Source organism: Hyphomicrobiales bacterium (assembly GCA_030688605.1).
GTDB lineage: Bacteria > Pseudomonadota > Alphaproteobacteria > Rhizobiales > NORP267 > JAUYJB01.
Map to the genome: position 1 here is coordinate 1 of JAUYJB010000155.1, position 25378 is coordinate 25378.

The window sequence follows — 25378 nt, forward strand, 5'->3', positions numbered from 1 at the left end:
GAGATGGTGATGCCGGGCGACAATGTGACCATGGAGGTCGAGCTGATCGTGCCGATCGCCATGGAGGAGAAGCTGCGCTTCGCCATCCGCGAGGGCGGCCGCACGGTCGGCGCCGGCGTCGTCGCAAGCATTATCGAATGAACGGAACAAAGGGCCGGGAACCGCACCGCCAGAGGGGTTTTCGGCTCTTGACATTGAAGGGTTCTGGCTTCGGACTTTCTGGATTCTGAGACATGAACGGTCAGAATATTCGCATCCGGCTCAAGGCGTTCGATCATCGAATCCTGGACGCCTCGACGCGCGAGATCGTCAATACGGCGAAGCGCACCGGCGCGGAGGTCCGCGGGCCGATCCCGTTGCCGACGCGGATCGAGCGGTTCACCGTCAACCGCTCGCCGCATATCGACAAGAAGAGCCGCGAGCAGTTCGAGATGCGCACCCACAAGCGGCTTCTCGATATCGTCGATCCGACCCCGCAGACGGTCGATGCCTTGATGAAGCTCGACCTTGCCGCCGGCGTCGACGTCGAGATCAAGCTCTAGGGGTGGGGCGAAAGAGGACGTGACCATGCGCAGCGGATTGATCGCGCAGAAACTGGGGATGACCCGCATCTTCACCGAGGCCGGCGAGCATGTGCCGGTGACTGTGCTGAAGCTCGACAATTGCCAGGTCGTCGCGCAGCGTACCGAGGAGAAGAACGGCTACACCGCGCTGCAGCTCGGCGCCGGACGGGCCAAGGTGAAGAACGTCTCGCGCGGTCAGCGCGGCCATTTCGCTCTCGCCAAGGTCGAGCCCAAACGTAGGGTGATGGAGTTCCGCGTCAGCGCCGAGAATCTGATCGAGGTCGGCGCCGAGATCACCGCCGACCATTTCGTCCCCGGCCAGTATGTCGACGCCACCGGCACCTCGATCGGCAAGGGGTTCGCCGGCGCCATGAAACGGCACAATTTCGGCGGCCTCAGGGCCAGCCACGGCGTGTCGGTCTCGCATCGCAGCCACGGCTCGACGGGAGGCCGGCAGGACCCGGGCAAGGTCTTCAAGGGCAAGAAGATGGCCGGCCATCTGGGCGACGTGCGTGTCACCACCCAGAACCTGCTGGTGGTCAAGACCGATCCGGAGCGCGGACTGATCATGGTGCGCGGCGCGGTGCCCGGCGCCAAGGGCGGCTGGGTCGCGCTGCGCGACGCGGTCAAGCGCGCGCTGCCGGATGATGCGCCGGTCCCGGGCGCTTTCCGCGCCGCCGGCAAGAGCGACGAGAAACCGGCCGAGGAGGTGGTGAAGACCGGCGAAGCCGCGCCTGAAGCCGCTGAACAGGCGCAGGCCCCGGCCGCGGATTCGACCGAGGCCGAAGCTGTGGCCGGCGCCGAGGCCGAAGCCGTCGATGAGACCGGCGGAAAGGAAGGCGCGTGATGGAGCTTCAGGTTTCGACGCTCGACGGCAAGAAGGCCGGCGCTGTGACCCTGTCCGACGCCATCTTCGGGCTGGAGCCGCGCGAAGACATTCTGCACCGCATGGTCCGCTACCAGCTTGCCAAGCGGCAGGCGGGGACCCACAAGACCAAGCCGCGCGGCGAAATCAGCGCCACCGGCGCGAAGATGTACCGGCAGAAGGGCACCGGGCGCGCCCGTCACGGCTCGCGCCGGGTGCCGCAGTTCCGCGGCGGCGGACGCGCGCACGGGCCGCAGCCCCGCAGCCATGCCATCGAGCTGCCGAAGAAAATTCGGGCGTTGGCCTTGCGCCATGCCTTGTCGGCCAAGGTGAAGGCAGGGATGCTGATCCTACTCGACAAGGCGGCCGCCAAGGAGGCCAAGACGGCGCAGCTTAAGCGCAAGTTCGACAAGCTCGGCCTCGCCTCGGCGCTGATCGTCGACGGCAGCGAGCTTGACACCAATTTCCGCCTCGCCGCGCGCAACATTCCCGGCGTCGATTTTCTCCCGGTCCAGGGCATCAACGTCTACGACATTCTGCGCCGCGACCAGCTGGTGCTGACCAAGGCCGCCGTCGAAGCGCTGGAGGCGCGGTTCAAATGAACGCCATGAAGCATTTCGACCTCATTCTGGCGCCGGTCATCACCGAGAAGTCGACGCTCGCCTCGGAAAACAATCAGGTCGTCTTCAAGGTCCCCAAGACGGCGCGCAAGGCCGACATCAAGGAGGCGGTCGAAAAGCTGTTCTCGGTCAAGGTGAAGAGCGTCAACACCCTGAATCGCAAGGGGAAACTCAAGCGGTTCCGGGGCGTCAAGGGGCGCCAGAACGACATCAAGCGGGCCATCGTCACCCTCGAAGAGGGCCACTCGATCGACGTCACGACGGGGCTTTGAGCGCGGGCAGACGGACAGAAGAGACGGACAGATGGCACTGAAGACCTTCAAGCCGATCACGCCGAGCCAGCGCGGCCTCGTGCTGGTCGACCGCTCGGCCTTGTGGAAGGGCGGGCCGGTGAAGCACCTGACCGAGGGCCTGACCAAGTCGGGCGGCCGCAACAATCTCGGCCGCGCCACCGCGCGCCGGCGCGGCGGCGGCCATAAGCGCAGTTACCGGATCGTCGATTTCAAGCGCAACAAGCTCGACATGCCTGGAACCGTCGAGCGGATCGAATACGACCCGAACCGGACCGCCTTCATCGCGCTGATCAAATATGAGGACGGCGAGCTTGCCTACATCCTCGCCGCCCAGCGCCTTGGCGTCGGCGACAAGGTGGTTTCCGGCGCGCAGGTCGACGTCAAGCCGGGCAACGCCATGCCGCTCGCCAACATGCCGATCGGCACCATCGTGCACAATGTCGAGCTGAAGCAGGGCAGGGGGGGCCAGATCGCGCGCGCCGCCGGCACCTACGCCCAGCTCGTCGGCCGCGACCAGGGCTATGCCATCCTGCGGCTCAATTCCGGCGAGCAGCGCATCGTGCGCTCGGCCAACCGGGCGACCGTCGGCGCGGTGTCGAATTCCGACCACGCCAACATCGTCATCGCCAAGGCCGGCCGCAACCGCTGGAAGGGCTGGCGGCCGAGCGTGCGCGGGGTGGCCATGAACCCGGTCGACCATCCCCATGGCGGCGGCGAGGGGCGCACCTCCGGCGGCCGCCACCCGGTGACCCCGTGGGGCAAGCCGACCAAGGGCAAGAAGACCCGGCGCAACAAGGCGACGGACAAGTTCATCCTGCGCAGCCGCCATGCGCGCAGGAAGGGCAAGTAAGGAGAGCGGATCGTGACGCGTTCTGTATGGAAAGGCCCGTTCGTCGACGGCTATCTGCTCAAGAAGGCGGATGCCGTGCGCGCCTCCGGGCGAAGCGAGATCATCAAGATCTGGAGCCGCCGTTCGACCATTCTGCCGCAGTTCGTCGGCCTGACCTTCGGCGTCCACAACGGCCACAAGCACATACCGGTGCTGATCACCGAGGACATGGTCGGCCACAAATTCGGCGAGTTCGCGCCGACCCGCACCTTTTACGGGCACGCGGCCGACAAGCGGGCGAAGAGGATCTGACCGATGGGCAAGCCGTCACGGGAAAGACGCCTGGCCGACAATGAGGCGCGCGCCGTCAATCGCATGCTGCGGGTGAGCCCGCAGAAGCTCAACCTGCTGGCCGAGACGATCCGCGGCAAGAAGGTGGGCCGGGCGCTGGCCGACCTGTCGTTCTCGCGCAAGCGTATCGCCGGCGACGTCAGGAAGACGTTGGAGGCGGCGGTCGCCAACGCGGAGAACAATCACGACCTCGATGTCGACGATCTCGTGGTCGCCGAGGCCTATGTCGGCAAGAACCTGGTGCTGAAGCGGGGCCGTCCGCGCGCGCGGGGCCGCTATGGTCGCATCCTGAAGCCGTTTTCGCAGATTACCATCGTGGTCAGACAGATTGAGGAAACCGCCTGATGGGACAGAAGGTCAACCCGATCGGCATGCGGCTGGGGATCAACCGGACGTGGGATTCGCGCTGGTTCGCGGACGCCGACTATGGCCGCCTCCTGCATGAGGACATGGCGATCCGCGCCTATCTGATGGATCGCCTCAAGCAGGCCGGCGTGTCGAAGGTGGTCATCGAGCGGCCGCACCGCAAATGCCGCGTGACGATCCACACCGCGCGTCCCGGCATCGTCATCGGCAAGAAGGGCGCCGACATCGAGAAGCTGCGCCGAAAGGTCACCGAGATGACCGACAGCGAGGTGCATCTTAACATCGTCGAGGTGCGCAAGCCGGAAATCGACGCCAAGCTGGTGGCCGAGAACATCGCCCAGCAGCTCGAGCGCCGGGTCGCCTTCCGCCGGGCCATGAAGCGGGCGGTGCAGTCGGCCATGCGGCTCGGCGCCCAGGGCATTCGCATCAGTGCCGGCGGCCGCCTCGGCGGCGCCGAAATCGCCCGCATGGAATGGTATCGCGAGGGACGGGTGCCGCTGCATACGCTGCGCGCCGACATCGACTATGGCGAGAGCGTCGCCAAGACCGCTTACGGCACCTGCGGCATCAAGGTCTGGGTCTTCAAGGGCGAGATCATGGAGCATGACCCGATGGCCCATGAGCGGCGCCAGGCGGAGACCATGGGCGGGCCGAGCCGCGGCCGCCGCGAGAGCGAAGGCGGGCGCGAGGCACGCTCCGAGACGGCCGAGAAGAGATAGAAACCATGCTACAACCCAAGCACACCAAATTCCGCAAGCAGCACAAGGGCCGCATCTCCGGCGCCGCCAAGGGCGGCACGGTGCTGAATTTCGGCGCCTACGGGCTCAAGGCGGTCGATCCGGAGCGCCTTACCGCGCGCCAGATCGAGGCGGCGCGGCGCGCCATCACCCGCCACATGAAGCGCGCCGGCCGGGTGTGGATCCGCGTCTTCCCGGACGTGCCGGTTTCCAAGAAGCCGACCGAGGTGCGCATGGGCAAGGGCAAGGGCACGCCGGAATATTGGGTCGCCAAGGTCAAACCCGGCCGGGTCATGTTCGAGGTCGACGGGGTTCCCGAAGCGACCGCGCGCGAAGCATTGCGGCTCGGCGCCGCCAAGCTGCCGGTGCGCACCCGCTTCGTCGGGCGGCTGGGCGCGTAAGGTCAAGCATGAGGGTGGGTCGATGAAGGTGGAAGAGGCGAGGGACATGTCGCTGGACCAGCTTGGCGACGAGCTCGTCAAGCTGAAGAAGGAGCAGTTCAACCTGCGCTTCCAGAAGGCGACGGGTCAGCTTGAGAACACCGCGCGCATCCGCCAAGTGCGCCGCGACATCGCCCGCGTTCAGACCATCGCCAGGGAAAAACAGGCCGCCGCGGCCAAGGCTTGAGGACAGAAACGCAATGCCGAAACGAATGCTCCAGGGCGTGGTCGTCTCCGACAAGAACGACAAGACACGGGTCGTGCAGGTCGAGCGCCGCTTCACCCACCCCCTGTTCAAGAAAACGGTGCGCCGGTCGAAGAAGTACCACGCCCATGACGCCGAAAACCGCTTCAAGGTCGGCGACCGGGTGTGGATCCAGGAATGCGCGCCGATCTCCAAGAACAAGCGCTGGATCGTCGTCGGCGACGCTGAGGCGGCGCACTAGAAGAACAAGCATGAGGAGTGGCCGGACATGATCCAGATGCAGACCAATCTCGACGTCGCCGATAATTCCGGCGCGCGTCGCGTGCAATGCATAAAGGTGCTCGGCGGCTCCAAGCGCAAATATGCCGGCGTCGGCGACATCATCGTGGTCTCGGTCAAGGAGGCGATCCCGCGCGGCCGGGTCAAGAAGGGCGACGTGATGCGCGCGGTGGTGGTGCGGACCGCCAAGGACGTCCGCCGCCCGGACGGCAGCGTCATCCGCTTCGACCGCAACGCCGCGGTGCTGATCAACCCCCAGGGCGAGCCCATCGGCACGCGCATCTTCGGCCCGGTCACCCGCGAGCTCAGGGCCAAGAACCAGATGAAGATCGTGTCGCTCGCCCCGGAGGTGCTGTGATGGCGGCGAAGATCAAGAAGGGCGACCGCGTCGTCGTGCTCGCCGGCAAGGACAAGGGCCGGCGCGGCGACGTAATCAAGGTGTTCCCGGAGCGCGCGCGGGCGATCGTGCAGGGCCTCAACATGGTGCGCCGCCACCAGCGCCAGACCGCCCAGCAGGAGGGCGGCATCATCGCCAAGGAAGCGCCGATTCATATGTCAAATCTGGCGATCGAGGACCCCAAGGACGGCACGCCGACCCGGGTCGGCTTCAAGTTCCTCAAGGACGGCCGCAAGGTCCGCTACGCCAAGCGTTCCGGAGAGACGATCGATGGCTGACGCTGCATACGTTCCGCGCCTCAAGAGCCACTACGACAATGTCGTGCGCGCAAGCCTGATCGAGCAGTTCGGTTACAAGAACCCGATGCAGGTGCCGCGTCTCGACAAGGTGGTGCTGAATATGGGCATCGGCGAGGGCGTGACCGACTCCAAGAAGGTCCAGTCGGCCGCCGCCGACCTTGCCCTGATCGCCGGCCAGAAGCCGGTCGTCACAAGGGCGCGAAAGTCGATCGCCACCTTCAAGCTGCGCGAGCACATGGCCGTCGGCGCCAAGGTCACCTTGCGCCAGGCGCGGATGTACGAGTTCGTCGACCGGCTGGTGACGGTCGCGCTGCCCCGGGTGCGCGACTTCCGGGGCTTGAGCCCCAACAGTTTCGACGGGCGCGGCAATTACGCCCTCGGCATCAAGGAGCACATCGTGTTCCCGGAGATCGACTACGACCAGGTCGAGGCGATCTGGGGCATGGATGTGGTGCTGTGCACGACGGCGCGCAGCGACGACGAGGCGAGGGCCCTGCTCAGGGAGCTTAATTTCCCGTTCCGCGGTTAGGTGAAGCGCGCGCGGAGCGGGTCAAGGAGAACGCAATATGGCGAAAACGAGTTCGATCGTAAAGAACAACCGGCGGCGCAAGCTGGCCAAGAAATATCTCAACAAGCGCACCAGCCTGAAGGCCATCGCCCGCGACCGGTCACGCACGATGGAGGAGCGCTTCCAGGCGCAGATCAAGCTTGCCGAACTGCCGCGCAACTCCGCCCCGACGCGCGTGCGCAACCGCTGCGAGATTACCGGTCGGCCGCGCGGCTATTACAGGAAGCTCAGAATGTCTCGCATTGCCCTCAGGGACCTTTCGGCCAAAGGGCTGGTCCCGGGCATGATCAAGGCGAGCTGGTAGGGAGAGCGAACGCATGACAATGACCGACCCGCTCGGCGACATGCTGACCCGTATCCGCAATGCGCAGATGCGCTCCAAGTCGAAGGTGGCGACGCCCGCCTCGCGGATGCGCGAGCGCGTCTTGGAGGTGCTCCAGACCGAGGGATATATCCGCGGTTTCGCGCGCATCGATCATGACGGCGGCAAGAGCGAGTTCGAGATCGAGCTGAAATATTTCGACGGCCTTCCGGTGATCAAGGATATCGAGCGGATTTCCAAGCCGGGCCGCCGCGTCTATGCATCGGTGAGAAATCTGCCGCGGGTCGCCAACGGTCTCGGCGTGTCGATCCTGTCGACGCCGAAGGGCGTGATGGCCGATCACGAGGCGCGGGAGAAGAATGTGGGCGGCGAGGTGCTGTGCCGGGTCTTCTGATCCGGCCGCAAGCAAACGATAGGAACGCAGCGATGTCTCGTATCGGTTTGAAGCCTGTCCCGATGCCAAGCGGCGTGACCGCGACCATCGATGGGCAGCAGGTCACCGCCAAGGGCCCGAAGGGCGAATTGTCGGTGGTGCTGGTCGAGCAAGTGCTGGCCGAGATGACCGATGCGGGAATCGAGGTCAAGCCGCGCGATGAATCCAAGCGCGCCCGCGCCATGTGGGGCATGTCGCGCACCCTCGTCTCCAACATCGTGACCGGCGTTTCGAAGGGCTTCAGCCGCAATCTGGAAATTGTCGGGATCGGCTTTCGCGCCGCGGTTCAGGGCAGCAATCTGCATCTCAATCTCGGCTTCAGCCACGACGTCACCTATCCGATCCCGAAGGGCATCACGATCCAATGTCCGCGCCCGACCGAGATCGTGATCAGCGGCACCGACCGGCAGACAGTCGGCCAGGTGGCCGCCGAGATCCGCAGCTTTCGGCCGCCGGAGCCCTATAAGGGCAAGGGCGTGCGCTATGCCGGCGAGTATGTGTTCCGCAAGGAAGGCAAGAAGAAATAACGGGATAAGACCATGGCCAGCAGAGGCAAATCGGGGGCGCAGAGCCGCAAGGCGCGGGTGCGCAGCAGGCTCGCCAGGGTGGCGGGCGGACGCCCGCGCTTGAGCGTCTTCCGCTCCTCCAGATACATCTATGCCCAGGTGATCGACGATGCCGGTGGCCGCACGCTTGCCGCCGCCTCAAGCCTAGAGAAGGAAATGCGCGAAAAGCTGAAGACCGGCGCCGACGCCGAGGCCGCCAAGGCGGTGGGGGCGCTGATTGCCGAACGCGCCAAGGGGGCCGGCGTGTCCGACGTGATATTTGACCGCGGCGGCTATCTCTATCATGGCAGGGTCAAGGCATTGGCCGAGGCGGCGCGTGAAGGCGGATTGAAGTTCTGACGTTTTCCCGCCGCGTAGAAGGCGGGCCTGAAGGAAACAGGAAAGCGGAATATGGCCTATATGAGAGACCGCGGCGAGCGCGACAGCGAATTCGTCGACAAGCTCGTGCACATCAACCGTGTCGCCAAAGTGGTCAAGGGCGGCCGCCGGTTCGGCTTCGCGGCGCTGGTCGTGGTCGGCGACCAGAAGGGCCGCGTCGGATTCGGCCACGGAAAGGCGCGCGAGGTGCCGGAAGCCATCCGCAAGGCGACGGAGTCGGCCAAGCGCGCGATGATCCGCGTGCCGCTGCGCGAGGGCCGCACGCTGCACCACGACGTCTTTGGCCGCCACGGCGCAGGCCGCGTGATCCTGCGCGCGGCCCCAGCCGGGACCGGTATCATCGCTGGCGGTCCGATGCGCGCGGTGTTCGAGACGTTGGGCATGCAGGACGTGGTTGCCAAGTCGATGGGCTCGTCCAATCCCTACAACATGGTGCGCGCGACCTTCGACGCGCTCACCCGGCAGGACAGCCCGAAGAGCGTGGCCGCGCGGCGCAGTCTGAAATTGTCTGAATTGCAGGCGCGCAGGCGCGAAGGTCCGGCCGAACACGCCGAGGCGTAGGCGTCCGACCCGGTTGAAGAGGAGAGCCATCGATGGCCAAGACCGCGGGCAAGACCGTGATAGTCGAGCAGATCGGAAGCCCGATCCGCCGCCCGTCCGACCAGCGTGCGACGCTGATCGGGCTCGGGCTGAATAGAATGCATCGCCGCCGCACCCTGGAAGACACGCCGGCCGTGCGCGGCATGATCGCCAAAGTGCAACACCTCGTCCGCATCGTCGACGAGGCCTGAAGGGACCAAGAGACCGCGCCATGAAGCTCAACGATCTCAGGGAGCGCCCGGGAGCGGCCAAAGCGCGCAAGCGCGTCGGCCGAGGCATCGGCTCGGGCTATGGCGGCACTTCCGGGCGCGGCCACAAGGGCCAGAAATCGCGCTCCGGCGTCGCAATCAAGGGCTTCGAGGGCGGGCAGATGCCGCTGCATCGCCGGCTGCCGAAGCGTGGCTTCAACAGCCTCAACCCGAAGCGCTTCAACATCGTCAACCTCGGCCGCGTGCAGGAGGCGATCGACGCCAAGAAGCTCGATCCGAAGAAGAATATCGATATCGCCGCGCTGATCGCCGCCGGTCTCGTGACCTCGCGGCGCGACGGCGTGCGGCTGCTCGCCAAGGGCGAGATCAAGGCCAAGGCGAGTTTCGCGGTCGATGGCGTCTCGAAGGCCGCCGCGGCGGCGGTCGAGAAGGCGGGCGGCACGGTCAGCGTGCGGGCGCCGAAGGTGTTGAAGGCCGACGAGGAGAAGCGGGCCAAGCGCGCAGCCAAGAGGCCGCACGCCAAAAAACCGAAGACGGATGAGGATGAGTGACGCAAGGGGGTGGGCGCGCCGCCGCGTCGACCCCATATCTCTGAGGATTTGAGGAACCCGGGGCGCAAGACCCGGAACGGATGACATGGCCTCAGCGGCAGAACAACTGGCAGCCAATCTGAATTTCGGCGCCCTTGCCAAGGCGACCGAGCTGAAGAAGCGCATCTGGTTCACCCTCGGCGCGCTGCTCATCTACCGGCTCGGCACCTATATTCCCCTGCCGGGCATCGACCCGCAGGCGATCGCCGACCTGTTCCGCCAGAACCAGGCCGGCATCCTCGGTCTGTTCAACATGTTCTCCGGCGGCGCCGTCGGGCGTATGGCGATCTTCGCCCTCGGCATCATGCCGTACATTTCCTCCTCGATCATCATGCAGCTGATGACGACCGTCTCCCCGCACATCGCGCAGCTCAAGAAGGAAGGCGAGCAGGGCCGCAAGCAGATCAACCAGTATACCCGCTACGGCACCGTGATCCTGTCCGCCCTGCAGGGCTACGGCATCGCGGTCGGGCTTGAGGGCGCCGGCAATGTGGTGGTCGATCCCGGCTGGTTCTTCCGCATCACCACGGTCATCACGCTTACCGGCGGCACCGTGTTCCTGATGTGGCTGGGCGAGCAGATCACCGCCCGCGGCATCGGCAACGGCATCTCGCTGATCATCTTCTCCGGCATCGTGGCGGAGCTTCCCTCGGCGCTCGTCGGAACCCTCGAACTCGGGCGCCAGGGCGCCCTGTCGACGATGGTGATCGTCGGCGTCGGCGTCATGGCGCTGATCGTCATCGCCTTCATCGTGTTCATGGAGCGGGCGCAGCGGCGCATCCTGATCCAGTATCCGAAGCGACAGGTCGGCAACAAGCTCTATCAGGGCGATTCCTCGCACCTGCCGCTGAAATTGAATACCGCCGGCGTGATTCCTCCGATCTTCGCCTCCTCGATCCTGCTGTTGCCGATCACGGTAGCGAATTTCACCAGCGGCCAGGGACCGGAATGGCTGGCCACCGTCACGGCGCTGCTCGGCCGCGGCCAGCCGCTCTATATGATCCTTTATGCGGCGGGCATCATCTTCTTCGCCTTCTTCTACACCGCGGTGGTGTTCAACCCGACCGACACGGCGGAGAATCTGAAGAAATATGGCGGCTTCGTCCCCGGCATCCGCCCCGGAGAGAGGACCGCGCATTACATCGACTATGTGCTGACCCGAATCACCGTGGCGGGCGCGGCCTATCTAACGCTTGTCTGCCTCTTGCCGGAGTTCCTGATCTCCTATACGGCGGTGCCGTTCTATTTCGGCGGCACGTCCCTGCTCATCGTGGTCAGCGTCACCATGGACACCGTCGCCCAGGTACAAGGCCACCTGCTGGCGCATCAATATGAGGGGCTCGTCAAGAGGGCGAGACTGAGGGGACGGCGACGGTGAGGCTGATTCTGCTCGGACCGCCCGGCGCCGGCAAGGGGACCCAGGCGGTGCGGCTCGCGGAGCGTTACGGCATCGCGCAGCTTTCGACCGGCGACATGTTGCGCTCAGCCGTTGCTGCGGGAAGCGCGGTGGGACGGCAGGCGAAGGCGGTCATGGAGCGCGGCGAGCTGGTCTCCGACAAGATCGTGATCGGCGTCATTTCCGAGCGCATCGACGAGCCGGACGCGGCCGGCGGCTATATTCTCGACGGTTTTCCGCGCACCGTCGCCCAAGCCGAGGCGCTCGACCGGCTGCTCGCCGAAAAGGGCGCCAAGCTCGACGCGGTGATCGAGCTGGCGGTCGACGCCGCCGCCCTGGTGGAGCGCATTTCGGGCCGGTTTTCCTGTGCCAACTGCGGCGAAGGATACCATGACAGCTTCAAGCGCCCGGCCGTCGACGGGGTTTGCGACAAATGCGGCGGCACCGACTTCAAGCGGCGGCCGGACGACAATGCGCAGACGGTGGCAAGCCGTCTCGAGGTCTATCATCAGCAGACCGCGCCGCTGATCGCCTATTACCGTGGCAAGGGGCTGCTCAAATCCGTCGACGGCATGGCGGATATCGACCGGGTGACCGGAGAACTGACCGGCATTCTCGATCCGATTGTGGACGGGAGGTAGACTTTTCGCTTGTAAACAACAGGAGTCTGTTGACGACGCTGAGAGAAATCCGATAGAAACCGGCATTCAAAGCAGAATCTGTGGGTGCGGTGCCGGCGTTCGCTTGCGAGAGATCGGCAACCGGCTCCGATTGTGCCGGTGTGGCTGAAAGTTCGTGTTTAGAGGCCGCCGTGTCCGCGGCAGGCCAATAGGAGACTTCGATCGTGGCCCGTATCGCTGGCGTGAATATCCCGAGCAACAAGCGCGTCGAGATCGCGCTGTGCTATATCCATGGCATCGGCCCGACCAAGGCCAGGAAGATCTGCGAGCAGGCCGCGATCCCGCCGGAGCGGCGGGTCACCGAGCTTTCCGACGCCGATGTCATGCAGATCCGCGAGGTGATCGACCGCGACCATATGGTCGAAGGCGATCTGCGCCGCGACGTCGCCATCAACATCAAGCGGCTGATGGATCTCGGCTGCTACCGCGGCCTGCGCCACCGCCGCGGCCTTCCGGTGCGCGGCCAGCGCACCCATACCAACGCCCGCACCCGCAAGGGTCCGGCCAGGGCCATTGCCGGCAAGAAGAAATAGTCGCTCGCGAGCGATCGCGACCGCAACAGCCAACGAGGCAACAACATATGGCAAAAGAGAAAACCCGTGTCCGCCGCCGCGAGCGCAAGAACATAACCTCCGGCGTCGCCCATGTGAGCGCAAGCTTCAACAACACCATGATCACCATCACCGACGCCCAGGGCAACGCCATTTCCTGGTCGTCGGCGGGCACCATGGGCTTCAAGGGCTCGCGCAAGTCGACGCCCTACGCCGCCCAGCTTGCGGCGGAGGACGCCGCCAAGAAGGCCATGGAGCACGGCATGAAGACGCTCGACGTGGAGGTAAGCGGGCCCGGCTCCGGCCGTGAATCGGCGCTCAGGGCCTTGCAGGCGTCGGGTTTCACCATAAGTACCATTCGCGACGTAACGCCGATCCCGCACAATGGCTGCCGCCCACGCAAGCGGCGCCGCGTCTAGATGCCGGTGCGCGGAGGCAAGACCACATCCCCAATCTCGGAAATCTGCAAGGCGCGCTCAGGCCGCGCCCCGTCAGGTCAGCCAAAAAAGGTAGTCAGGTGATCCAAAGCAACTGGCAAGAACTCATCAAACCGAGCAAGCTCGATGTCGCGGCCGGCCACGATCCCAGGCGCGTGGCGACCATCGTCGCCGAGCCGCTCGAGCGGGGCTTCGGCGTCACGCTCGGCAATGCGCTGCGCCGCGTGCTCCTGTCCTCGCTGCAGGGCGCGGCCGTCTCTTCGGTTTATATCGACGGCGTCGTGCACGAGTTTTCCTCGATCGCCGGCGTGCGCGAGGACGTGACCGACATCATCCTCAACATCAAGGAAATCGCGCTGAAGATGGAGGCCGAAGGGCCCAAGCGCATGGTGCTCAAGAAGCAGGGCCCGGGTCCCGTCACCGCCGGCGACATCGAGACCGTTTCCGACGTCCAGATCCTCAATCCGGACCTGGTTTTGTGCACGCTCGACGAGGGCGCGGACATCCGCATCGAATTCACCATCAACCGCGGCAAGGGCTATGTGCCGGCCGACCGCAATCGGCCCGAGGACGCGCCGATCGGCCTGATTCCGGTGGACAGCCTCTACAGCCCGGTCAAGAAGGTCTCCTACCGGGTGGAAAACACCCGCGAGGGGCAGATCCTCGACTATGACAAGCTGACCATGCAGGTGGAGACCGACGGCTCGGTCACGCCCGACGACGCGGTCGCCTATGCCGCCCGGATCCTGCAGGATCAGCTGCAGGTGTTCATCACCTTCGAGGAGCCGCGCCGCGAGGTCGCCGAAGAGCGCGGGGTGCCGGAACTCGCCTTCAACCCGGCGCTGCTGAAGAAGGTCGACGAGCTCGAGCTTTCCGTGCGCTCGGCCAACTGCCTGAAGAACGACAATATCGTCTATATCGGCGATCTCATCCAGAAGACCGAGGCGGAGATGCTGCGCACGCCGAACTTCGGCCGCAAGTCCTTGAACGAAATCAAGGAGGTGCTGGCGCAGATGGGTCTGCATCTCGGCATGGAAGTGCCCAACTGGCCGCCGGAGAATATCGAGGATCTGGCCAAGCGCTACGAAGACCATTATTAGCATCCTCACTTCTCCCCCGGGGGGAGAGGTCGGCGGCGCAAAGCGCGGTCGGGTGAGGGGGCATCATGTGGGAGTGACGGGCACGGCGGTGCTCGCGAATGAAGGAGACACGCCATGCGTCATCGGCGGGCTCATCGCAAGCTGAACCGGACGGCGAGCCATCGCAAGGCTCTGTTCGGCAATATGGCGGCGTCGCTGATCAAGCACGAGCAGATCGTCACCACGCTGCCCAAGGCCAAGGAGCTGCGGCCGGTGGTCGACCGGCTCGTGACGCTCGCCAAGCGCGGCGGCCTGCACGCCCGCCGCCAGGCGCTGGTCCAGGTTGCCGACCGCGACCAGGTCAAGAAACTGTTCGAGACCCTGGGCCCGCGCTATAAGGAGCGCAACGGCGGCTATACGCGGGTGCTGCGCGCCGGCTTCCGCTACGGCGACAACGCGCCGCTTGCGGTGATCGAATTCGTCGACCGCGACGAGGACGCCAAGGGTCAGGATTCTGGCCCCACCGCGGAAGCCCGCGAGACGGAAGAAGGCGAGGGCGCGGCCGCATAAGGCTACCCGCGCTCAGGATTTCGACCGATACAGCGACCCGAGTTTGTTGCATGGATGCGACTGCACCCATAGGCGTCGTCCCCGTGAAAACGGGGACCCATTGGCCGTGCATCTTGCGCGTTCATTGAGCCCCAAGTCACGGCGTTCATTTGCGCATGGGCCAATGGATTCCCGCTTGGCGCGGGAATGACGATTGGGTTGAGGGGAGCGGCCCGTCGCGGCCGCTCTTTTGTATTGAGCGAGGCGCCCGCTTCAATCGAGCCGCATTAGCGGCTATATGTCGGGCAGCGCGCAAGCTGGAGACCAGTTCGATGAAATTCCTGACCACCGCAGGACAGGTCGCGCTCGCCGCGGCGCTCCTTGTGGGGCTGACGGCGCCGCTCCTGGCCCAGCCCCAGGTTCCCGAATCCCGCGCCGAGATCACGCTTTCCTATGCCCCGGTGGTGAAGAAGGCGGCGCCCGCCGTGGTCAATGTCTATGCCAGCCGCGTGGTGCGCCAGCCCGGCTTTTCGCTGTTCGAGCAGGATCCCTTCTTCCGCCGTTTCTTCGGGCCCGGCTTCGGAGTGCCGCGCGAGCGGGTGCAGTCCTCGCTCGGCTCCGGCGTCATCGTCTCGCCCGACGGGGTCGTCGTCACCAACAACCACGTCATCACCGGCGCCACCGACATCAAGATCGCGCTTGCCGACCGGCGCGAGTTCGAGGCCGAGGTGATCCTGAAGGACGAGCAGACCGATCTTGCGGTGCTGCGCGCGGTCGACGCCAGGGAGCCGTTCCCGTATCTGGAGCTCGGCGATTCCGACGCGCTCGAAGTCGGCGATCTGGTGCTCGCCATCGGCAACCCATTCGGCGTCGGCCAGACCGTGACCAGCGGCATCGTCTCGGCGGTGGCGCGCACCCGGGTCGGCGTCAGCGACTATCAGTTCTTCATCCAGACGGACGCCGCCATCAATCCTGGAAATTCCGGCGGCGCGCTGGTCGCCATGGACGGCCGCGTCGTCGGCATCAACTCGGCGATCTTCACCCGTACCGGCGGCTCGCTGGGCATCGGCTTCGCGATCCCCTCCAACATGGTGCGGGTCGTGATCGAATCCGCCCACGACGGCGGCCGGGTCCGCCGGCCCTGGGTCGGCGCCAGCCTGCAGACGGTGAGCGCCGACATCGCCGAATCCATCGGCCTCGCACGTCCCGGCGGCGCCCTGGTCAGCGAGGTCTACCCCGGCGGCCCGGCGGCCGCGGCTGGCCTCAGGTCCGGCGACGTCATCCTCGCCGTCGATGACCACGAGGTCGCCGATGTCGAGGGTTTCGGGTTTCGTCTCGCCACCAGGGGCATCGGCGGCACGGCGCGGCTCAAGGTGCTGCGAAACGGCCGCGCGCTCAACCTCGAGGTCGCATTGAAGCCGCCGCCCGAAGTCCCGCCGCGCAATGAAACCCTGCTTTCCGGCACCAACCCGCTCTCGGGCGCGACCGTGGTCAATGTGTCGCCGGCGGTGGCGGACGAGCTGCGCCTCGGCCTCCAGGCGAGCGGGGTCGCGGTTTCCTCGGTGGAGCAGGGCACGCCGGCGGACAATGTCGGCCTCAAGCGGGGCGACGTCATTCGCGAAATAAACGGCATCGGGATTTCCTCGGTTCGGCAGATCAAGTCCGCGGTCGAGGCCCGCGCCCGTCGCTGGCGGCTCGTCATCCAGCGCGGCGACCGGGTTTTGAGCGTTGTGCTCGGATGAGCGCTGAAGACCTGTTCGGCGCCGCCGGGCTGGAGGCCGACGCACCGCACCCGCTCGCCGACCGGCTGCGGCCGAAAAAGCTTTCAGACGTGCTCGGCCAGCCGCATCTGACCGGCCCCGACGGCGCGATTACAAGGGCGCTCAAGGCGCGCAATCTGCGCTCGATGATCTTCTGGGGCCCGGCCGGCACCGGCAAGACCACGGTGGCGCGGCTCCTGGCCGGCGAGAGCGACCTGCATTTCGAGCAGATTTCGGCGATCTTTTCCGGCGTCGCTGAGTTGCGCAAGCTGTTCGATGCCGCCAAGGCGCGCCATCGGCAGGGCCAGGGCACGCTGCTGTTCGTCGACGAGATCCACCGCTTCAACCGCGCCCAGCAGGACGGTTTCCTGCCGCATATGGAAGACGGCACCATCACGCTCCTCGGCGCCACGACCCAGAACCCGTCCTTCGAGCTCAACACGGCGCTGCTGTCGCGGGCGACCGTGCTGGTGTTCAAAAGGCTCGACGAGGTGGCGCTGGCGGAGCTGCTTCGCCGCGCCGAGGCGCATCTCGGGCGCGCAGCCCCGCTCACGCCTGAAGCCCGCGCGACGCTGATCCAGATCGCCGACGGCGACGGCAGGGCGCTGCTCAATCTTCTCGAGGACATCCATGCCGCCGTGGCGGAGGGAGCCGAGCCACTCGACCCGGCGAAGCTCGTCGAGGCGGTGCAGCGCCGCGCGCCCGTCTTCGACAAGGCGCAGGACGGCCATTTCAACCTAATCAGCGCGCTGCACAAGTCGGTGCGCGGCTCCGACCCCGACGCCGCGCTTTACTGGCTCGCCCGCATGCTGGTCGCCGGCGAAGACCCGCTCTATATCGCCCGCCGCGTGGTGCGCATGGCGGTCGAGGATATCGGCCTTGCCGACCCTCAGGCGCTCGCCCAGGCCACCGCCGCCAAGGACGCCTACGATTTCCTGGGCAGCCCGGAAGGCGAGCTGGCCATCGCCCAGGCCGTCATCTATTGCGCCACGGCGCCGAAATCGAACGCCGCCTACCGCGCCTATTCCGCCGCCACACGGGCGGCCAAGGAGGGCGGCTCGGTGGCGCCGCCCAAGCACATCCTCAACGCGCCCACCCGGCTGATGAAGGAGGAGGGCTACGGCTCAGGCTACGCTTACGACCACGACACGGAAGAAGGCTTCTCCGGCCAGAACTATTTCCCCGACGGCTGGGACCGCTTGCACTTCTACAAGCCCGCCGAGCGCGGCTTCGAGCGGGAGATCAGGAAGCGGCTGGAATACTGGGCAAAGCTGCGCAAAGACCCCGAACGGGGCGAGCGCCCGAATAAGGGATAGGGCTCTCGACCACAGCGCCCATCTGCCGCCTTGACCCGTTTAGGCCCGCTCAATAGATTGCGCGGGCCGGGGATGGAGTCCCCCCGTAACCGCCCGATGAGGCTGATGACTCCTGCCGCGTTCCTGAATGCGGTGGGAGGGCTTGCCGGCCCCGCCGCGAGGCGGGTTTTTTGTTGCCCGAGCCCGCCGTCACGCCGGAACATTTGCGCCTGCCGAAGGGCGGCGAGGGGAGTGGACATGGATAACATCTGGTTCGATTCCGCCCTGTGGGTCGGTCTTGCCCTGGTCTCGACGCTGATCTCGATACGAGTCGGCATCTCGGTGGCGCTGATCGAGATCGTCGTCGGCGCCCTTGGCGGCAATTTCCTCGACATGGCTCCGACCGACTGGATCAATTATCTGGCCGCGGTCGGCGCCGTCCTGCTCACCTTCCTGGCGGGGACGGAACTGGATCGCGCCGTCGTGCGTCGGCATCTGGGTTCGACGCTGTCGATAGGGGTTGTTGGATTTCTGGCGCCGTATCTCGGGGTCCTGGCCTATGCGCACTACCTGCTCGGCTGGCCGTGGCCGGAGGCGCAGATCGCCGCAATCGCCCTGTCGACGACCTCGGTCGCGGTGGTCTATGCCGTCATGGTCGAGACCGGCTTCAATCGGACCGAGATCGGCAAGATCATTCTCGCCGGCTGTTTCGTGAACGACGTTGGCACGGTATTGGCGCTGGGCGTCGTGTTCGCCAACTACAATGTCTGGTTGGCCCTGTTCGCCGCCGCCACGGCGCTGGCGTTGTGGGTTGTGCCGCGCATCCTGCCGCCGTTCGCCTCCCGCTTCGGCGGCCGTGTGAGCGAGCCGGAGGCAAAACTGATCCTGCTCGTCCTGTTTCTGCTCGGCGGCTTGGCGAGCCTGGCGCACAGCGAGGCCGTGTTGCCGGCCTATCTCGTCGGTATGGTGCTGGCGTCGTTCTTCGTCAAGGAACGCTCGCTGGCCGTGCGCCTGCGGACCATCACGTTTACGCTGCTGACCCCGTTCTACTTCCTCAAGGCCGGCTCGTTCGTGAAATTCGATACCGTCGCGACCGCCGCGGGATTGATCGTCATCCTGCTCGCCGTGAAGATGGCGACCAAGTTCATCGGTATACTGCCATTGACGGTTGTCTTCGGCTTCGATCGGCGCGAAGGCATGTACACGACGCTGATGATGTGCACGGGCCTGACGTTCGGCTCCATCTCGGCCCTGTTCGGATTGACGAACAACATCATCGACCAGGACCAGTACACGGTCCTGGTTGTCGCCGTGATCGGCAGCGCCGTGGTGCCGACGCTGATCGCGCAGCGCTGGTTCCAGCCCGAGTTCAAGCCGATCGAGAAGGAGGTGGCCGATGTTCAGGAAAATCCTGGTCGCTAACGACGGCTCCGATGGAGCCTTCAAGGCTTTCGACACGGCACTGATGCTTGCAAAGCCGTCGCGCGCGGCGCTGCACATGATTTGCGTTGAGGAAATTCAGTGGGTTCCCGGCACGCGCGAGGAGGTCATCGGCGAAAAGGAGCTTGCCGACCGCAAGTTCGCGCAGGTGGTGGCGAAGGCGCAGGAGGTGGCGAAGCGCCAGCGGGTGAAGCTCGTGCCGCATATCGTGGCGGGCCATGCCGTCTCCACGATCGTCGATTTCATCGCCCAGGACGGCTTCGACCTCTTGGTGGTCGGCTTCATGGGCCATTCGGCGCTCTACAACCGGGTGATCGGCGGTACCACGGACCGGTTGGTGGAGCTCGCGCCCTGCACGGTCCTGGTGGTGAAATAAGAACGTTGGCCGGTTTGCTTTCACTTGCATAATGGCGCATGGGCATCGGCGAAACCAAGACGGTCGCGCAAGACGAGGCGGGGATGCGGCTCGACCGCTGGTTCAAGCTGCATTTCCCGCAGATTACCCACGCCTATCTGAGCAAGCTGTTGCGCACCGGCCAGGTGCGCGTCGACGGCGCCAGGGCCAAGACCGGGACCAGACTTGCCGCCGGCCAGACCGTGCGCGTTCCGCCACTCGCCTTCGAAACCCGGCCCGCCGACAGGCCGCGCGCGGCCGAGCCGCTGACCGCCGCCGAGCGCGCCTTCTTCAAGAGCCTCGTCATCTTCGAGGACAAGGATCTATTCGTGCTTAACAAGCCCTCCGGCCTCGCCGTTCAGGGCGGCACCAAGACGGTGCGCCATATCGACCGGCTGCTCGACGGTCTCGGCGTCGAGCTTGAGGAGCGGCCGCGTCTCGTCCACCGGCTCGACAAGGACACCTCCGGCGTTCTGGTGATCGCGCGCAGGCGCCAGGTCGCGTCTTCGCTCGGAAGGCTGTTCGCGACCCGCTCGGTGCGCAAGATCTATTGGGCGCTGGTCGAAGGCGTTCCGAAGCCGGCCCAGGGCAAGGTCGCGACGCCCTTGGTCAAAATGGCGGGGCCGGAGGGCGACCGCGTCCGCGCCGCGGGTCCCGGCGAGCAGGCCCGCGCCCAGCACGCCACCACCCATTATGCGGTCATTGACCAGGCCGCGAACAAGCTCGCCTGGGTGTCGCTCAAACCCGTCACCGGCCGCCAGCACCAGCTCCGGGCCCATATGGCGATGCTCGGCCACCCCATCCTCGGCGACGAGAAATATGTCGGCGATCAGGACCTGCCCAAGGGCGTCGAGAAAAAGCTGCATTTGCACGCGCGCCGCATTTCCTTTTCCCATCCGCGCGGCGGCACCGTCGACGTCACCGCGCCCTTGCCGGAGCATATGCGGCAAAGCTTCGCGCTGTTCGGCTTCGATCCCGACCGCTACGACCGCGCGGCGGAGGAGGGGCACCCATGAGCGGCGCTCACCTGCCGCGGGCCGCCGACCGGCTCGATCTCCTCGCCATGGCGCTGCTCACCCTGCTGTGCGCGAGCTGGGGGCTCAATCAGGTCGCCATAAAGGTGGCGAATGGCGGTATTTCGCCGATTTTTCAGGCCGGCTTGCGGTCCGCCGGCGGCACCATGCTGGTGTTTATCTGGTGTTTGGCGCGCGGCATCCCGCTGTTTGACCGCGACAGGACGCTGGTTGCCGGGCTTGCCGCGGGCGCGCTGTTCGCCGGCGAGTTCGCGCTGATCTTCACCGGCCTTCTTTACACCAGCGCCGCGCGCGGCGTGGTGGTGCTCTATGCGACGCCCTTCTTCGTCGCTTTGGGCGCGCATCTGTTCATCCCCGGCGAGCGGATGACGTTTCTGCGTCTCATCGGCCTTATCGCCGCCTTCCTCGGCGTCTGCCTCGCCTTTGCCGACAGCCTCGGCCTGCCTTCCGGCACCGCCATCATCGGCGATGCCATGATGCTCGGCGCCGCCGCCCTGTGGGCCGCGACCACCATCGTCATCAAGGCCACCGCGCTTGCCCGCGTCAGCGCCGAAAAGACGCTCCTCTACCAGCTTGCCGTCTCGGCGGCGCTGATGTTTCCCTTGTCATGGGCGCTCGGGGAGCCGGGCGTCTTCGCGCCGAGCCCGCTCGTCCTCGGCGCGCTCGCCTATCAGACGGTCTGGGTGGTGGCGATCACCTATGTCATATGGTTCTGGGTGATGATCCGCTATCCGGCGGCCCAGATCTCCGCCTTCACCTTCCTGACCCCGCTGTTCGGGGTGATGTTCGGCGGCTGGCTGCTCGGCGAGCGCGTCAGCTCCTATCTGATCGCCGCCTTGGCGCTCGTCGCTCTCGGCATCTATCTCGTCAACAGCCCGCGGCCCGGCGCAAGGAGCGCGCCATGAACGACAAGGCCGACACCCCCGTCGAGCGGGCAAGGCGGGCGGCCAGGGCGCCGCTCAGGCGCCGCTTCTACGACCGGGCGCGGGCCGCCAAGACCAAGAGCGGCTTTCACGTTCTTCTCGACGGCAGCCCCATCCAGACGCCGGCGAGGACGCCGCTCGTCCTGCCGGCGCGGGCGCTCGCCGAAGCCATTGCCGCGGAGTGGCAGGTGCAGGGGACGAACATCGATCCCGCCGCCCTGCCGCTGACGCGGCTTGCCTTCACCGTCATCGACCGCGTCGCCCGCGCGCGGGAGGCCGTCATCGACGCCCTTGTCGCCTATGCCGGCTCCGACCTTGTCTGCTACCGCGCCGAGGAGCCGGAGGGGCTGATCGCCCGCCAAAGGCAAGCCTGGGACCCGGTGCTTGCCTGGGCCGCCGAACAGGGCCTCGAGCTTGTCACCGTCGCCGGCTTGACGCCCCGCGCACAACCCCGAAAGGCTCTCGACGGATTCCGCGAACAAATTGAAATAGAAAGCGATTTCATCCTCGGCGCGCTCGCCGACATGACCGGACTCATGGGCTCGGCGCTGCTGGCGCTGGCGGTCCTGCGCCGGCGCCTTTCCGCCGAGGAGGCGTGGGCCGCGGCCCATGTCGACGAGGATTGGCAGATCGCCCAGTGGGGCGAGGACGCGGAAGCAGCCCAGAGGCGGCGCGCGCGCTGGTGCGACATGCAGGCGGCGGCAAGGCTCGCGGCCCTGGTCGTGGGCGAGGCCTGAGCGCCGAGGCGCACCGGTCGATTCCCTCCTGCCGGATAATGCTCTAGGTTCATTCATCCGATTCCGGAGGGACGGGCGCCGATGAAAAAAATCCTCGACCAGCTTGAAAAACGCCGCGCCGAGGCGCGGGCAGGGGGCGGCAAGGCGCGCATCGAGGCGCAGCACAAGCGCGGCAAGCTGACGGCGCGCGAGCGCATCGAGCTGCTCATGGACGAGAACTCCTTCGAGGAGTTCGACATGTTCGTCGAGCACCGCTGCACCGATTTCGGCATGGGCGACTCGCGCATCCCCGGCGACGGCATCGTCACCGGCTGGGGCACGGTCAATGGCCGCACCGTCTACGTCTTCGCCAAGGATTTCACCGTCTTTGGCGGCTCGCTGTCGGAGGCCCACGCCGGCAAGATCATCAAGATCCAGGACATGGCGCTGCAAAACCGCGCCCCCATCGTCGGCCTGTTCGACGCCGGCGGCGCCCGCATCCAGGAGGGCGTGGCGGCGCTCGGCGGCTACGGCGAGGTGTTCCTGCGCAACGTCCAGGCCTCCGGCGTCATCCCGCAGATTTCGGTCATCATGGGGCCCTGCGCCGGCGGCGACGTCTATTCGCCGGCGATGACCGACTTCATCTTCATGGTCAAGGACACGAGCTACATGTTCGTCACCGGCCCGGACGTGGTGAAGACGGTGACCGGCGAGACGGTGAGCCCGGAGGAGCTCGGCGGCGCCAGCGTCCACGCGACCAAGTCCTCCGTCGCCGACGGCGCCTACGAGAACGATGTCGAGGCGCTGTTGCAGATGCGCCGGCTGATCGACTTTGTGCCCTCCTCGAACGTCGACCCGGTGCCGGAGCTGCCGAGCCACGACCATATCGACCGCCAGGAAATCTCCCTCGACACGCTGATCCCCGACAGCCCCAACAAGCCCTACGACATGAAGGAACTGATCCACAAAGTGGTCGACGAGGGCGATTTCTTCGAGATCCAGGAGGCCTTTGCCAAAAACATCGTCACCGGCTTTGCCCGCATGGAGGGCAAGACCGTCGGCATCGTCGCCAACCAGCCGCTGGTGCTCGCCGGCGTGCTCGATTCGGACGCCAGCCGCAAGGCGGCCCGCTTCGTGCGCTTCTGCGACTGCTTCAACATCCCGCTGATGACCTTCGTCGACGTGCCGGGCTTTCTGCCGGGCACCGACCAGGAATATGGCGGGCTGATCAAGCACGGCGCCAAGCTGCTCTTCGCCTATGCCGAGGCTACCGTGCCCAAGGTGACGGTGATCACGCGGAAAGCCTATGGCGGCGCCTACGACGTGATGAGCTCCAAGCACATCCGCGGCGACGTCAACTATGCCTGGCCGACGGCCGAGATCGCGGTCATGGGGCCGAAGGGGGCCGTCGAAATCCTCTACCGCGCCGAGCTCAAGGACAAGAGGAAGATCGCCAAGCGGATCAAGGACTACGAGAGCCGCTTCGCCAACCCGTTCGTCGCCGCCGAGCGCGGCTATATCGATGACGTGATCCTGCCGCACGGCACCCGCCGGCGCCTCTGCCGCGCGCTCGACATGCTGCGCCGCAAGACCCAAGAACGCCCCTGGAAGAAGCACAACAATATGCCGCTGTAGGGGGGGATACCGTGCCCACGGTATTGCGATGGCGGGGATACCGTTGTTTCTTCTACAGCAACGAGGGCGACGAGCCGCCCCACGTGCACGTCCGGCGGAACGACATGGAAGCCAAATTCTGGTTGCACGACTTGAGCTTGGCGATCAATTCCGGGTATCCGGCGCACGAAATCAGCGATATCATCCGCCATCTGCGATTGCACCGCGGCGAATTGGTGAGCGCTTGGCATGACCACTTTGGAGATTGATATCGGAGACCTGCGTGCCCGCTCGGTCGAATTCACCGCGACCGAGCTGGTAGTGACGCTCGCCGATGGCCGCAGGATCGCGACGCCGCTCGACTGGTATCCGCGGCTCAAGAGCGCCACGGCGGCGCAACGCGCCAATTACGAGATCATGCCGATGGGCATCCACTGGCCGGACATCGACGAGGATTTGAGCGTCGCCGGCATGTTGAAGGGGCACCCGGCCGAGGGCTGATGGTTGGCTGCGCCGCCGAGCGCGGCTATCTCGACGACGTGATCCTGCCGCACGGTACCCGCCCGCGCCTCTGCCGCGCGCTCGACATGCTGCGCCGCAAGACCCAAGAACGCCCCTGGAAGAAGCACAACAACATGCCGCTCTAAGAGACCGAGGACTTTCACTCCTGTGAATACATCATGTCCGATTGGCTTTTTGCCGTCATACCGGCGCAGGCCGGTATCCAGTCGCGGCGGTAGCGCGAAACGACAAAGTCCGTTCTGGACCCCGGCATTCGCCGGGGTGACGATAAGACGAATGGCATGAGTATTTTGGAGATTGAAGCGGGCGAAAGCCCGCCTGCCCGTGAGCGAAAAATTACGTCTCGACCAGCTCCACCGCGTAGGGATTCTTGGCGCCACGGTCGTCGGACAAGCTGCCCGACAGGCGCCGGGTGAGAAGCTCGATGGCGTCGGCGAGGTGTTCGTCGGCGATATTGTAGTCGCCCCTGGCGAGGCGGATCTTGTGCGCCTCGTGCAGCACCTGGGCGTGGGTCGCGCCCGTCGGCGGCTCGAACTTGTAGGCGGCAAGCTCCAGAAGCTGGCCCAGCGGGTCGCGGAAATAGATCGAATCCATGAAGCCGCGGTCGATCTCGCCGGAATTGGAGATGCCGCGCTCCTTCAGCCGCGCAGCCACCTGCGTATAGGTCGCCCGCGACACGGAAAAGGCGATGTGGTGCAGATTGCCGATGCCGTTCGGGTTGGGGGTGCGGTCCGGCTTGCGGCTCTCCTCGGTGAACACGGTGATCAGCCGCCCGTCGCCGGGATCGAAATAGAGATGGTTGACTTCCGGGTCGTCGAGATTGGGCTGCTCGAAGACGAACGGCATGCCGAGCACGCCCTCCCAGAAATCGATCGACGTTCGCCGGTCGGCGCCGTTGATCGTGATGTGGTGCACCCCCTGGGTCTGCAGCTTCTGCATCCGAGAACCTCCGATCGGAGCGTTGTTGGCACGTAGCGGCGCGGACGCTCGCCGCGCTCGTCCCATCCCGTCTCGCCTTCACAATGGGGTCTTCGGCCGGCGGACGCAAGGGCCGGCCCCGGCGGAGTGCCGTTCACGG

At 65.8% G+C, this 25378-nt stretch carries 39 protein-coding genes, 1 pseudogene and 1 riboswitch; of the genes and pseudogenes, 39 read left to right on the forward strand and 1 reads right to left on the reverse strand.

All coding sequences use genetic code 11. The annotated features are described in order from the left end of the window. The 39 genes and pseudogenes from tuf to Q8P46_16285 form a co-directional block, all read left to right on the forward strand. On the forward strand, positions 1 to 141 hold a 141-nt coding region (gene tuf / locus Q8P46_16095), incomplete at its 5' end, for an elongation factor Tu (protein ID MDP2621668.1). A 92-nt stretch (positions 142 to 233) separates the two neighbouring features. Next, positions 234 to 542 carry a 30S ribosomal protein S10 gene (gene rpsJ, locus Q8P46_16100; GenBank protein MDP2621669.1) on the forward strand — a complete coding sequence of 103 codons (309 nt, stop codon included), beginning with the start codon at positions 234 to 236 and terminating at the stop codon, positions 540 to 542. 25 nt (positions 543 to 567) lie between these two features. Beyond that, positions 568 to 1410, forward strand: a complete 843-nt coding sequence (gene rplC / locus Q8P46_16105) for a 50S ribosomal protein L3 (protein MDP2621670.1) — start codon at positions 568 to 570, stop codon at positions 1408 to 1410. Then, positions 1410 to 2030 (forward strand): 50S ribosomal protein L4, encoded by a 621-nt coding sequence (gene rplD / locus Q8P46_16110; protein ID MDP2621671.1) that lies wholly within the window; start codon positions 1410 to 1412, stop codon positions 2028 to 2030. The genes rplC and rplD overlap by 1 nt, the downstream gene beginning before the upstream one ends. Then, the gene (locus tag Q8P46_16115) at positions 2027 to 2320 is read left to right on the forward strand and encodes a 50S ribosomal protein L23 (GenBank protein ID MDP2621672.1); all 294 of its coding nucleotides are present in this window, start codon (positions 2027 to 2029) and stop codon (positions 2318 to 2320) included. Before rplD ends, Q8P46_16115 begins: the two co-directional genes overlap by 4 nt. Positions 2321 to 2351: 31 nt before the next feature. Next, the gene (gene rplB / locus Q8P46_16120; GenBank protein ID MDP2621673.1) at positions 2352 to 3191 is read left to right on the forward strand and encodes a 50S ribosomal protein L2; all 840 of its coding nucleotides are present in this window, start codon (positions 2352 to 2354) and stop codon (positions 3189 to 3191) included. A 12-nt stretch (positions 3192 to 3203) separates the two neighbouring features. Further along, the gene (rpsS, locus tag Q8P46_16125; protein MDP2621674.1) at positions 3204 to 3482 is read left to right on the forward strand and encodes a 30S ribosomal protein S19; all 279 of its coding nucleotides are present in this window, start codon (positions 3204 to 3206) and stop codon (positions 3480 to 3482) included. A 3-nt stretch (positions 3483 to 3485) separates the two neighbouring features. Further along, positions 3486 to 3866 carry a 50S ribosomal protein L22 gene (gene rplV, locus Q8P46_16130; GenBank protein MDP2621675.1) on the forward strand — a complete coding sequence of 127 codons (381 nt, stop codon included), beginning with the start codon at positions 3486 to 3488 and terminating at the stop codon, positions 3864 to 3866. Continuing rightward, positions 3866 to 4606, forward strand: a complete 741-nt coding sequence (gene rpsC / locus Q8P46_16135; GenBank protein MDP2621676.1) for a 30S ribosomal protein S3 — start codon at positions 3866 to 3868, stop codon at positions 4604 to 4606. Before rplV ends, rpsC begins: the two co-directional genes overlap by 1 nt. Positions 4607 to 4611: 5 nt before the next feature. Next, on the forward strand, positions 4612 to 5025 hold the full coding sequence (gene rplP, locus Q8P46_16140; GenBank protein MDP2621677.1) for a 50S ribosomal protein L16: 414 nt from the start codon (positions 4612 to 4614) through the stop codon (positions 5023 to 5025). 22 nt (positions 5026 to 5047) lie between these two features. Continuing rightward, a complete protein-coding gene (gene rpmC / locus Q8P46_16145) occupies positions 5048 to 5251 on the forward strand; it encodes a 50S ribosomal protein L29 (protein ID MDP2621678.1) in 204 nt (67 codons plus the stop codon). Positions 5252 to 5264: 13 nt separating this feature from the next. Beyond that, on the forward strand, positions 5265 to 5510 hold the full coding sequence (gene rpsQ / locus Q8P46_16150) for a 30S ribosomal protein S17 (protein MDP2621679.1): 246 nt from the start codon (positions 5265 to 5267) through the stop codon (positions 5508 to 5510). A gap of 27 nt (positions 5511 to 5537) precedes the next feature. Then, a complete protein-coding gene (rplN, locus tag Q8P46_16155; GenBank protein MDP2621680.1) occupies positions 5538 to 5906 on the forward strand; it encodes a 50S ribosomal protein L14 in 369 nt (122 codons plus the stop codon). Continuing rightward, positions 5906 to 6223 carry a 50S ribosomal protein L24 gene (gene rplX, locus Q8P46_16160; protein MDP2621681.1) on the forward strand — a complete coding sequence of 106 codons (318 nt, stop codon included), beginning with the start codon at positions 5906 to 5908 and terminating at the stop codon, positions 6221 to 6223. Before rplN ends, rplX begins: the two co-directional genes overlap by 1 nt. After that, a complete protein-coding gene (rplE, locus tag Q8P46_16165) occupies positions 6216 to 6773 on the forward strand; it encodes a 50S ribosomal protein L5 (GenBank protein ID MDP2621682.1) in 558 nt (185 codons plus the stop codon). Before rplX ends, rplE begins: the two co-directional genes overlap by 8 nt. 37 nt (positions 6774 to 6810) lie before the next feature. Next, a complete protein-coding gene (gene rpsN, locus Q8P46_16170) occupies positions 6811 to 7116 on the forward strand; it encodes a 30S ribosomal protein S14 (GenBank protein MDP2621683.1) in 306 nt (101 codons plus the stop codon). A 13-nt stretch (positions 7117 to 7129) separates the two neighbouring features. Continuing rightward, entirely contained in the window at positions 7130 to 7528 is a 399-nt protein-coding gene (rpsH, locus tag Q8P46_16175) for a 30S ribosomal protein S8 (protein MDP2621684.1), read from the forward strand. A 32-nt stretch (positions 7529 to 7560) separates the two neighbouring features. Further along, positions 7561 to 8094: a 50S ribosomal protein L6 gene (rplF, locus tag Q8P46_16180; GenBank protein MDP2621685.1), complete on the forward strand. Its 534-nt coding sequence runs from the start codon at positions 7561 to 7563 to the stop codon at positions 8092 to 8094. Between the two features lie 12 nt (positions 8095 to 8106). Further along, positions 8107 to 8472, forward strand: coding sequence for a 50S ribosomal protein L18 (rplR, locus tag Q8P46_16185; protein MDP2621686.1), 366 nt, complete (start codon positions 8107 to 8109; stop codon positions 8470 to 8472). A gap of 51 nt (positions 8473 to 8523) precedes the next feature. Beyond that, positions 8524 to 9072, forward strand: coding sequence for a 30S ribosomal protein S5 (rpsE, locus tag Q8P46_16190; protein ID MDP2621687.1), 549 nt, complete (start codon positions 8524 to 8526; stop codon positions 9070 to 9072). A 32-nt stretch (positions 9073 to 9104) separates the two neighbouring features. Further along, positions 9105 to 9302 carry a 50S ribosomal protein L30 gene (gene rpmD, locus Q8P46_16195; GenBank protein MDP2621688.1) on the forward strand — a complete coding sequence of 66 codons (198 nt, stop codon included), beginning with the start codon at positions 9105 to 9107 and terminating at the stop codon, positions 9300 to 9302. 20 nt (positions 9303 to 9322) lie between these two features. Further along, positions 9323 to 9871 (forward strand): 50S ribosomal protein L15, encoded by a 549-nt coding sequence (gene rplO / locus Q8P46_16200; GenBank protein ID MDP2621689.1) that lies wholly within the window; start codon positions 9323 to 9325, stop codon positions 9869 to 9871. 85 nt (positions 9872 to 9956) lie between these two features. Further along, a complete protein-coding gene (secY, locus tag Q8P46_16205; protein ID MDP2621690.1) occupies positions 9957 to 11288 on the forward strand; it encodes a preprotein translocase subunit SecY in 1332 nt (443 codons plus the stop codon). Continuing rightward, the gene (locus tag Q8P46_16210) at positions 11285 to 11947 is read left to right on the forward strand and encodes an adenylate kinase (protein ID MDP2621691.1); all 663 of its coding nucleotides are present in this window, start codon (positions 11285 to 11287) and stop codon (positions 11945 to 11947) included. Before secY ends, Q8P46_16210 begins: the two co-directional genes overlap by 4 nt. Positions 11948 to 12150: 203 nt before the next feature. Next, entirely contained in the window at positions 12151 to 12519 is a 369-nt protein-coding gene (gene rpsM / locus Q8P46_16215) for a 30S ribosomal protein S13 (GenBank protein MDP2621692.1), read from the forward strand. A 47-nt stretch (positions 12520 to 12566) separates the two neighbouring features. Then, entirely contained in the window at positions 12567 to 12956 is a 390-nt protein-coding gene (gene rpsK, locus Q8P46_16220; GenBank protein ID MDP2621693.1) for a 30S ribosomal protein S11, read from the forward strand. Positions 12957 to 13054: 98 nt separating this feature from the next. Then, entirely contained in the window at positions 13055 to 14074 is a 1020-nt protein-coding gene (locus tag Q8P46_16225; protein ID MDP2621694.1) for a DNA-directed RNA polymerase subunit alpha, read from the forward strand. 114 nt (positions 14075 to 14188) lie between these two features. Continuing rightward, the gene (gene rplQ, locus Q8P46_16230; protein MDP2621695.1) at positions 14189 to 14623 is read left to right on the forward strand and encodes a 50S ribosomal protein L17; all 435 of its coding nucleotides are present in this window, start codon (positions 14189 to 14191) and stop codon (positions 14621 to 14623) included. 311 nt (positions 14624 to 14934) lie between these two features. Continuing rightward, the gene (locus tag Q8P46_16235; GenBank protein MDP2621696.1) at positions 14935 to 16344 is read left to right on the forward strand and encodes a DegQ family serine endoprotease; all 1410 of its coding nucleotides are present in this window, start codon (positions 14935 to 14937) and stop codon (positions 16342 to 16344) included. Continuing rightward, positions 16341 to 17678 (forward strand): replication-associated recombination protein A, encoded by a 1338-nt coding sequence (locus Q8P46_16240; GenBank protein MDP2621697.1) that lies wholly within the window; start codon positions 16341 to 16343, stop codon positions 17676 to 17678. Before Q8P46_16235 ends, Q8P46_16240 begins: the two co-directional genes overlap by 4 nt. A 59-nt stretch (positions 17679 to 17737) precedes the next feature. Then, positions 17738 to 17800, forward strand: a riboswitch (Fluoride riboswitch). Positions 17801 to 17915: 115 nt separating this feature from the next. After that, a complete protein-coding gene (locus tag Q8P46_16245) occupies positions 17916 to 19079 on the forward strand; it encodes a cation:proton antiporter (GenBank protein MDP2621698.1) in 1164 nt (387 codons plus the stop codon). Further along, positions 19054 to 19473, forward strand: coding sequence for a universal stress protein (locus tag Q8P46_16250; protein ID MDP2621699.1), 420 nt, complete (start codon positions 19054 to 19056; stop codon positions 19471 to 19473). Before Q8P46_16245 ends, Q8P46_16250 begins: the two co-directional genes overlap by 26 nt. Positions 19474 to 19511: 38 nt before the next feature. Further along, positions 19512 to 20507 (forward strand): RluA family pseudouridine synthase, encoded by a 996-nt coding sequence (locus Q8P46_16255; protein ID MDP2621700.1) that lies wholly within the window; start codon positions 19512 to 19514, stop codon positions 20505 to 20507. Further along, a complete protein-coding gene (locus Q8P46_16260) occupies positions 20504 to 21430 on the forward strand; it encodes a DMT family transporter (protein ID MDP2621701.1) in 927 nt (308 codons plus the stop codon). Before Q8P46_16255 ends, Q8P46_16260 begins: the two co-directional genes overlap by 4 nt. After that, entirely contained in the window at positions 21427 to 22185 is a 759-nt protein-coding gene (locus tag Q8P46_16265; protein ID MDP2621702.1) for an ATP12 family protein, read from the forward strand. Before Q8P46_16260 ends, Q8P46_16265 begins: the two co-directional genes overlap by 4 nt. An 81-nt stretch (positions 22186 to 22266) precedes the next feature. Beyond that, the gene (locus Q8P46_16270) at positions 22267 to 23799 is read left to right on the forward strand and encodes an acyl-CoA carboxylase subunit beta (GenBank protein ID MDP2621703.1); all 1533 of its coding nucleotides are present in this window, start codon (positions 22267 to 22269) and stop codon (positions 23797 to 23799) included. A gap of 83 nt (positions 23800 to 23882) precedes the next feature. Next, entirely contained in the window at positions 23883 to 24047 is a 165-nt protein-coding gene (locus Q8P46_16275; GenBank protein ID MDP2621704.1) for a DUF4160 domain-containing protein, read from the forward strand. Further along, positions 24028 to 24279 (forward strand): DUF2442 domain-containing protein, encoded by a 252-nt coding sequence (locus tag Q8P46_16280; GenBank protein ID MDP2621705.1) that lies wholly within the window; start codon positions 24028 to 24030, stop codon positions 24277 to 24279. The genes Q8P46_16275 and Q8P46_16280 overlap by 20 nt, the downstream gene beginning before the upstream one ends. An 11-nt stretch (positions 24280 to 24290) precedes the next feature. Then, a pseudogene (locus tag Q8P46_16285) lies at positions 24291 to 24425 on the forward strand (carboxyl transferase domain-containing protein). A 211-nt stretch (positions 24426 to 24636) separates the two neighbouring features. Here the strand turns inward: Q8P46_16285 and Q8P46_16290 are convergent. After that, on the reverse strand, positions 24637 to 25239 hold the full coding sequence (locus Q8P46_16290; GenBank protein ID MDP2621706.1) for a VOC family protein: 603 nt from the start codon (positions 25237 to 25239) through the stop codon (positions 24637 to 24639). Positions 25240 to 25378: the final 139 nt, after the last annotated feature.

Bases quoted from the DNA above. Each gene is read 5' to 3' on its own strand.
- rpsJ (MDP2621669.1), top strand. From the start codon at position 234: ATGAACGGTCAGAATATTCGCATCCGGCTCAAGGCGTTCGATCATCGA.
- rplC (MDP2621670.1), top strand. From the start codon at position 568: ATGCGCAGCGGATTGATCGCGCAGAAACTGGGGATGACCCGCATCTTC.
- rplD (MDP2621671.1), top strand. From the start codon at position 1,410: ATGGAGCTTCAGGTTTCGACGCTCGACGGCAAGAAGGCCGGCGCTGTG.
- Q8P46_16115 (MDP2621672.1), top strand. From the start codon at position 2,027: ATGAACGCCATGAAGCATTTCGACCTCATTCTGGCGCCGGTCATCACC.
- rplB (MDP2621673.1), top strand. From the start codon at position 2,352: ATGGCACTGAAGACCTTCAAGCCGATCACGCCGAGCCAGCGCGGCCTC.
- rplV (MDP2621675.1), top strand. From the start codon at position 3,486: ATGGGCAAGCCGTCACGGGAAAGACGCCTGGCCGACAATGAGGCGCGC.
- rpsC (MDP2621676.1), top strand. From the start codon at position 3,866: ATGGGACAGAAGGTCAACCCGATCGGCATGCGGCTGGGGATCAACCGG.
- rplP (MDP2621677.1), top strand. From the start codon at position 4,612: ATGCTACAACCCAAGCACACCAAATTCCGCAAGCAGCACAAGGGCCGC.
- rpmC (MDP2621678.1), top strand. From the start codon at position 5,048: ATGAAGGTGGAAGAGGCGAGGGACATGTCGCTGGACCAGCTTGGCGAC.
- rpsQ (MDP2621679.1), top strand. From the start codon at position 5,265: ATGCCGAAACGAATGCTCCAGGGCGTGGTCGTCTCCGACAAGAACGAC.
- rplN (MDP2621680.1), top strand. From the start codon at position 5,538: ATGATCCAGATGCAGACCAATCTCGACGTCGCCGATAATTCCGGCGCG.
- rplX (MDP2621681.1), top strand. From the start codon at position 5,906: ATGGCGGCGAAGATCAAGAAGGGCGACCGCGTCGTCGTGCTCGCCGGC.
- rplE (MDP2621682.1), top strand. From the start codon at position 6,216: ATGGCTGACGCTGCATACGTTCCGCGCCTCAAGAGCCACTACGACAAT.
- rpsN (MDP2621683.1), top strand. From the start codon at position 6,811: ATGGCGAAAACGAGTTCGATCGTAAAGAACAACCGGCGGCGCAAGCTG.
- rpsH (MDP2621684.1), top strand. From the start codon at position 7,130: ATGACAATGACCGACCCGCTCGGCGACATGCTGACCCGTATCCGCAAT.
- rplF (MDP2621685.1), top strand. From the start codon at position 7,561: ATGTCTCGTATCGGTTTGAAGCCTGTCCCGATGCCAAGCGGCGTGACC.
- rplR (MDP2621686.1), top strand. From the start codon at position 8,107: ATGGCCAGCAGAGGCAAATCGGGGGCGCAGAGCCGCAAGGCGCGGGTG.
- rpsE (MDP2621687.1), top strand. From the start codon at position 8,524: ATGGCCTATATGAGAGACCGCGGCGAGCGCGACAGCGAATTCGTCGAC.
- rpmD (MDP2621688.1), top strand. From the start codon at position 9,105: ATGGCCAAGACCGCGGGCAAGACCGTGATAGTCGAGCAGATCGGAAGC.
- rplO (MDP2621689.1), top strand. From the start codon at position 9,323: ATGAAGCTCAACGATCTCAGGGAGCGCCCGGGAGCGGCCAAAGCGCGC.
- secY (MDP2621690.1), top strand. From the start codon at position 9,957: ATGGCCTCAGCGGCAGAACAACTGGCAGCCAATCTGAATTTCGGCGCC.
- rpsK (MDP2621693.1), top strand. From the start codon at position 12,567: ATGGCAAAAGAGAAAACCCGTGTCCGCCGCCGCGAGCGCAAGAACATA.
- rplQ (MDP2621695.1), top strand. From the start codon at position 14,189: ATGCGTCATCGGCGGGCTCATCGCAAGCTGAACCGGACGGCGAGCCAT.
- Q8P46_16235 (MDP2621696.1), top strand. From the start codon at position 14,935: ATGAAATTCCTGACCACCGCAGGACAGGTCGCGCTCGCCGCGGCGCTC.
- Q8P46_16240 (MDP2621697.1), top strand. From the start codon at position 16,341: ATGAGCGCTGAAGACCTGTTCGGCGCCGCCGGGCTGGAGGCCGACGCA.
- Q8P46_16245 (MDP2621698.1), top strand. From the start codon at position 17,916: ATGGATAACATCTGGTTCGATTCCGCCCTGTGGGTCGGTCTTGCCCTG.
- Q8P46_16250 (MDP2621699.1), top strand. From the start codon at position 19,054: ATGTTCAGGAAAATCCTGGTCGCTAACGACGGCTCCGATGGAGCCTTC.
- Q8P46_16255 (MDP2621700.1), top strand. From the start codon at position 19,512: ATGGGCATCGGCGAAACCAAGACGGTCGCGCAAGACGAGGCGGGGATG.
- Q8P46_16260 (MDP2621701.1), top strand. From the start codon at position 20,504: ATGAGCGGCGCTCACCTGCCGCGGGCCGCCGACCGGCTCGATCTCCTC.
- Q8P46_16265 (MDP2621702.1), top strand. From the start codon at position 21,427: ATGAACGACAAGGCCGACACCCCCGTCGAGCGGGCAAGGCGGGCGGCC.
- Q8P46_16270 (MDP2621703.1), top strand. From the start codon at position 22,267: ATGAAAAAAATCCTCGACCAGCTTGAAAAACGCCGCGCCGAGGCGCGG.
- Q8P46_16280 (MDP2621705.1), top strand. From the start codon at position 24,028: ATGACCACTTTGGAGATTGATATCGGAGACCTGCGTGCCCGCTCGGTC.
- Q8P46_16290 (MDP2621706.1), bottom strand. From the start codon at position 25,239: ATGCAGAAGCTGCAGACCCAGGGGGTGCACCACATCACGATCAACGGC.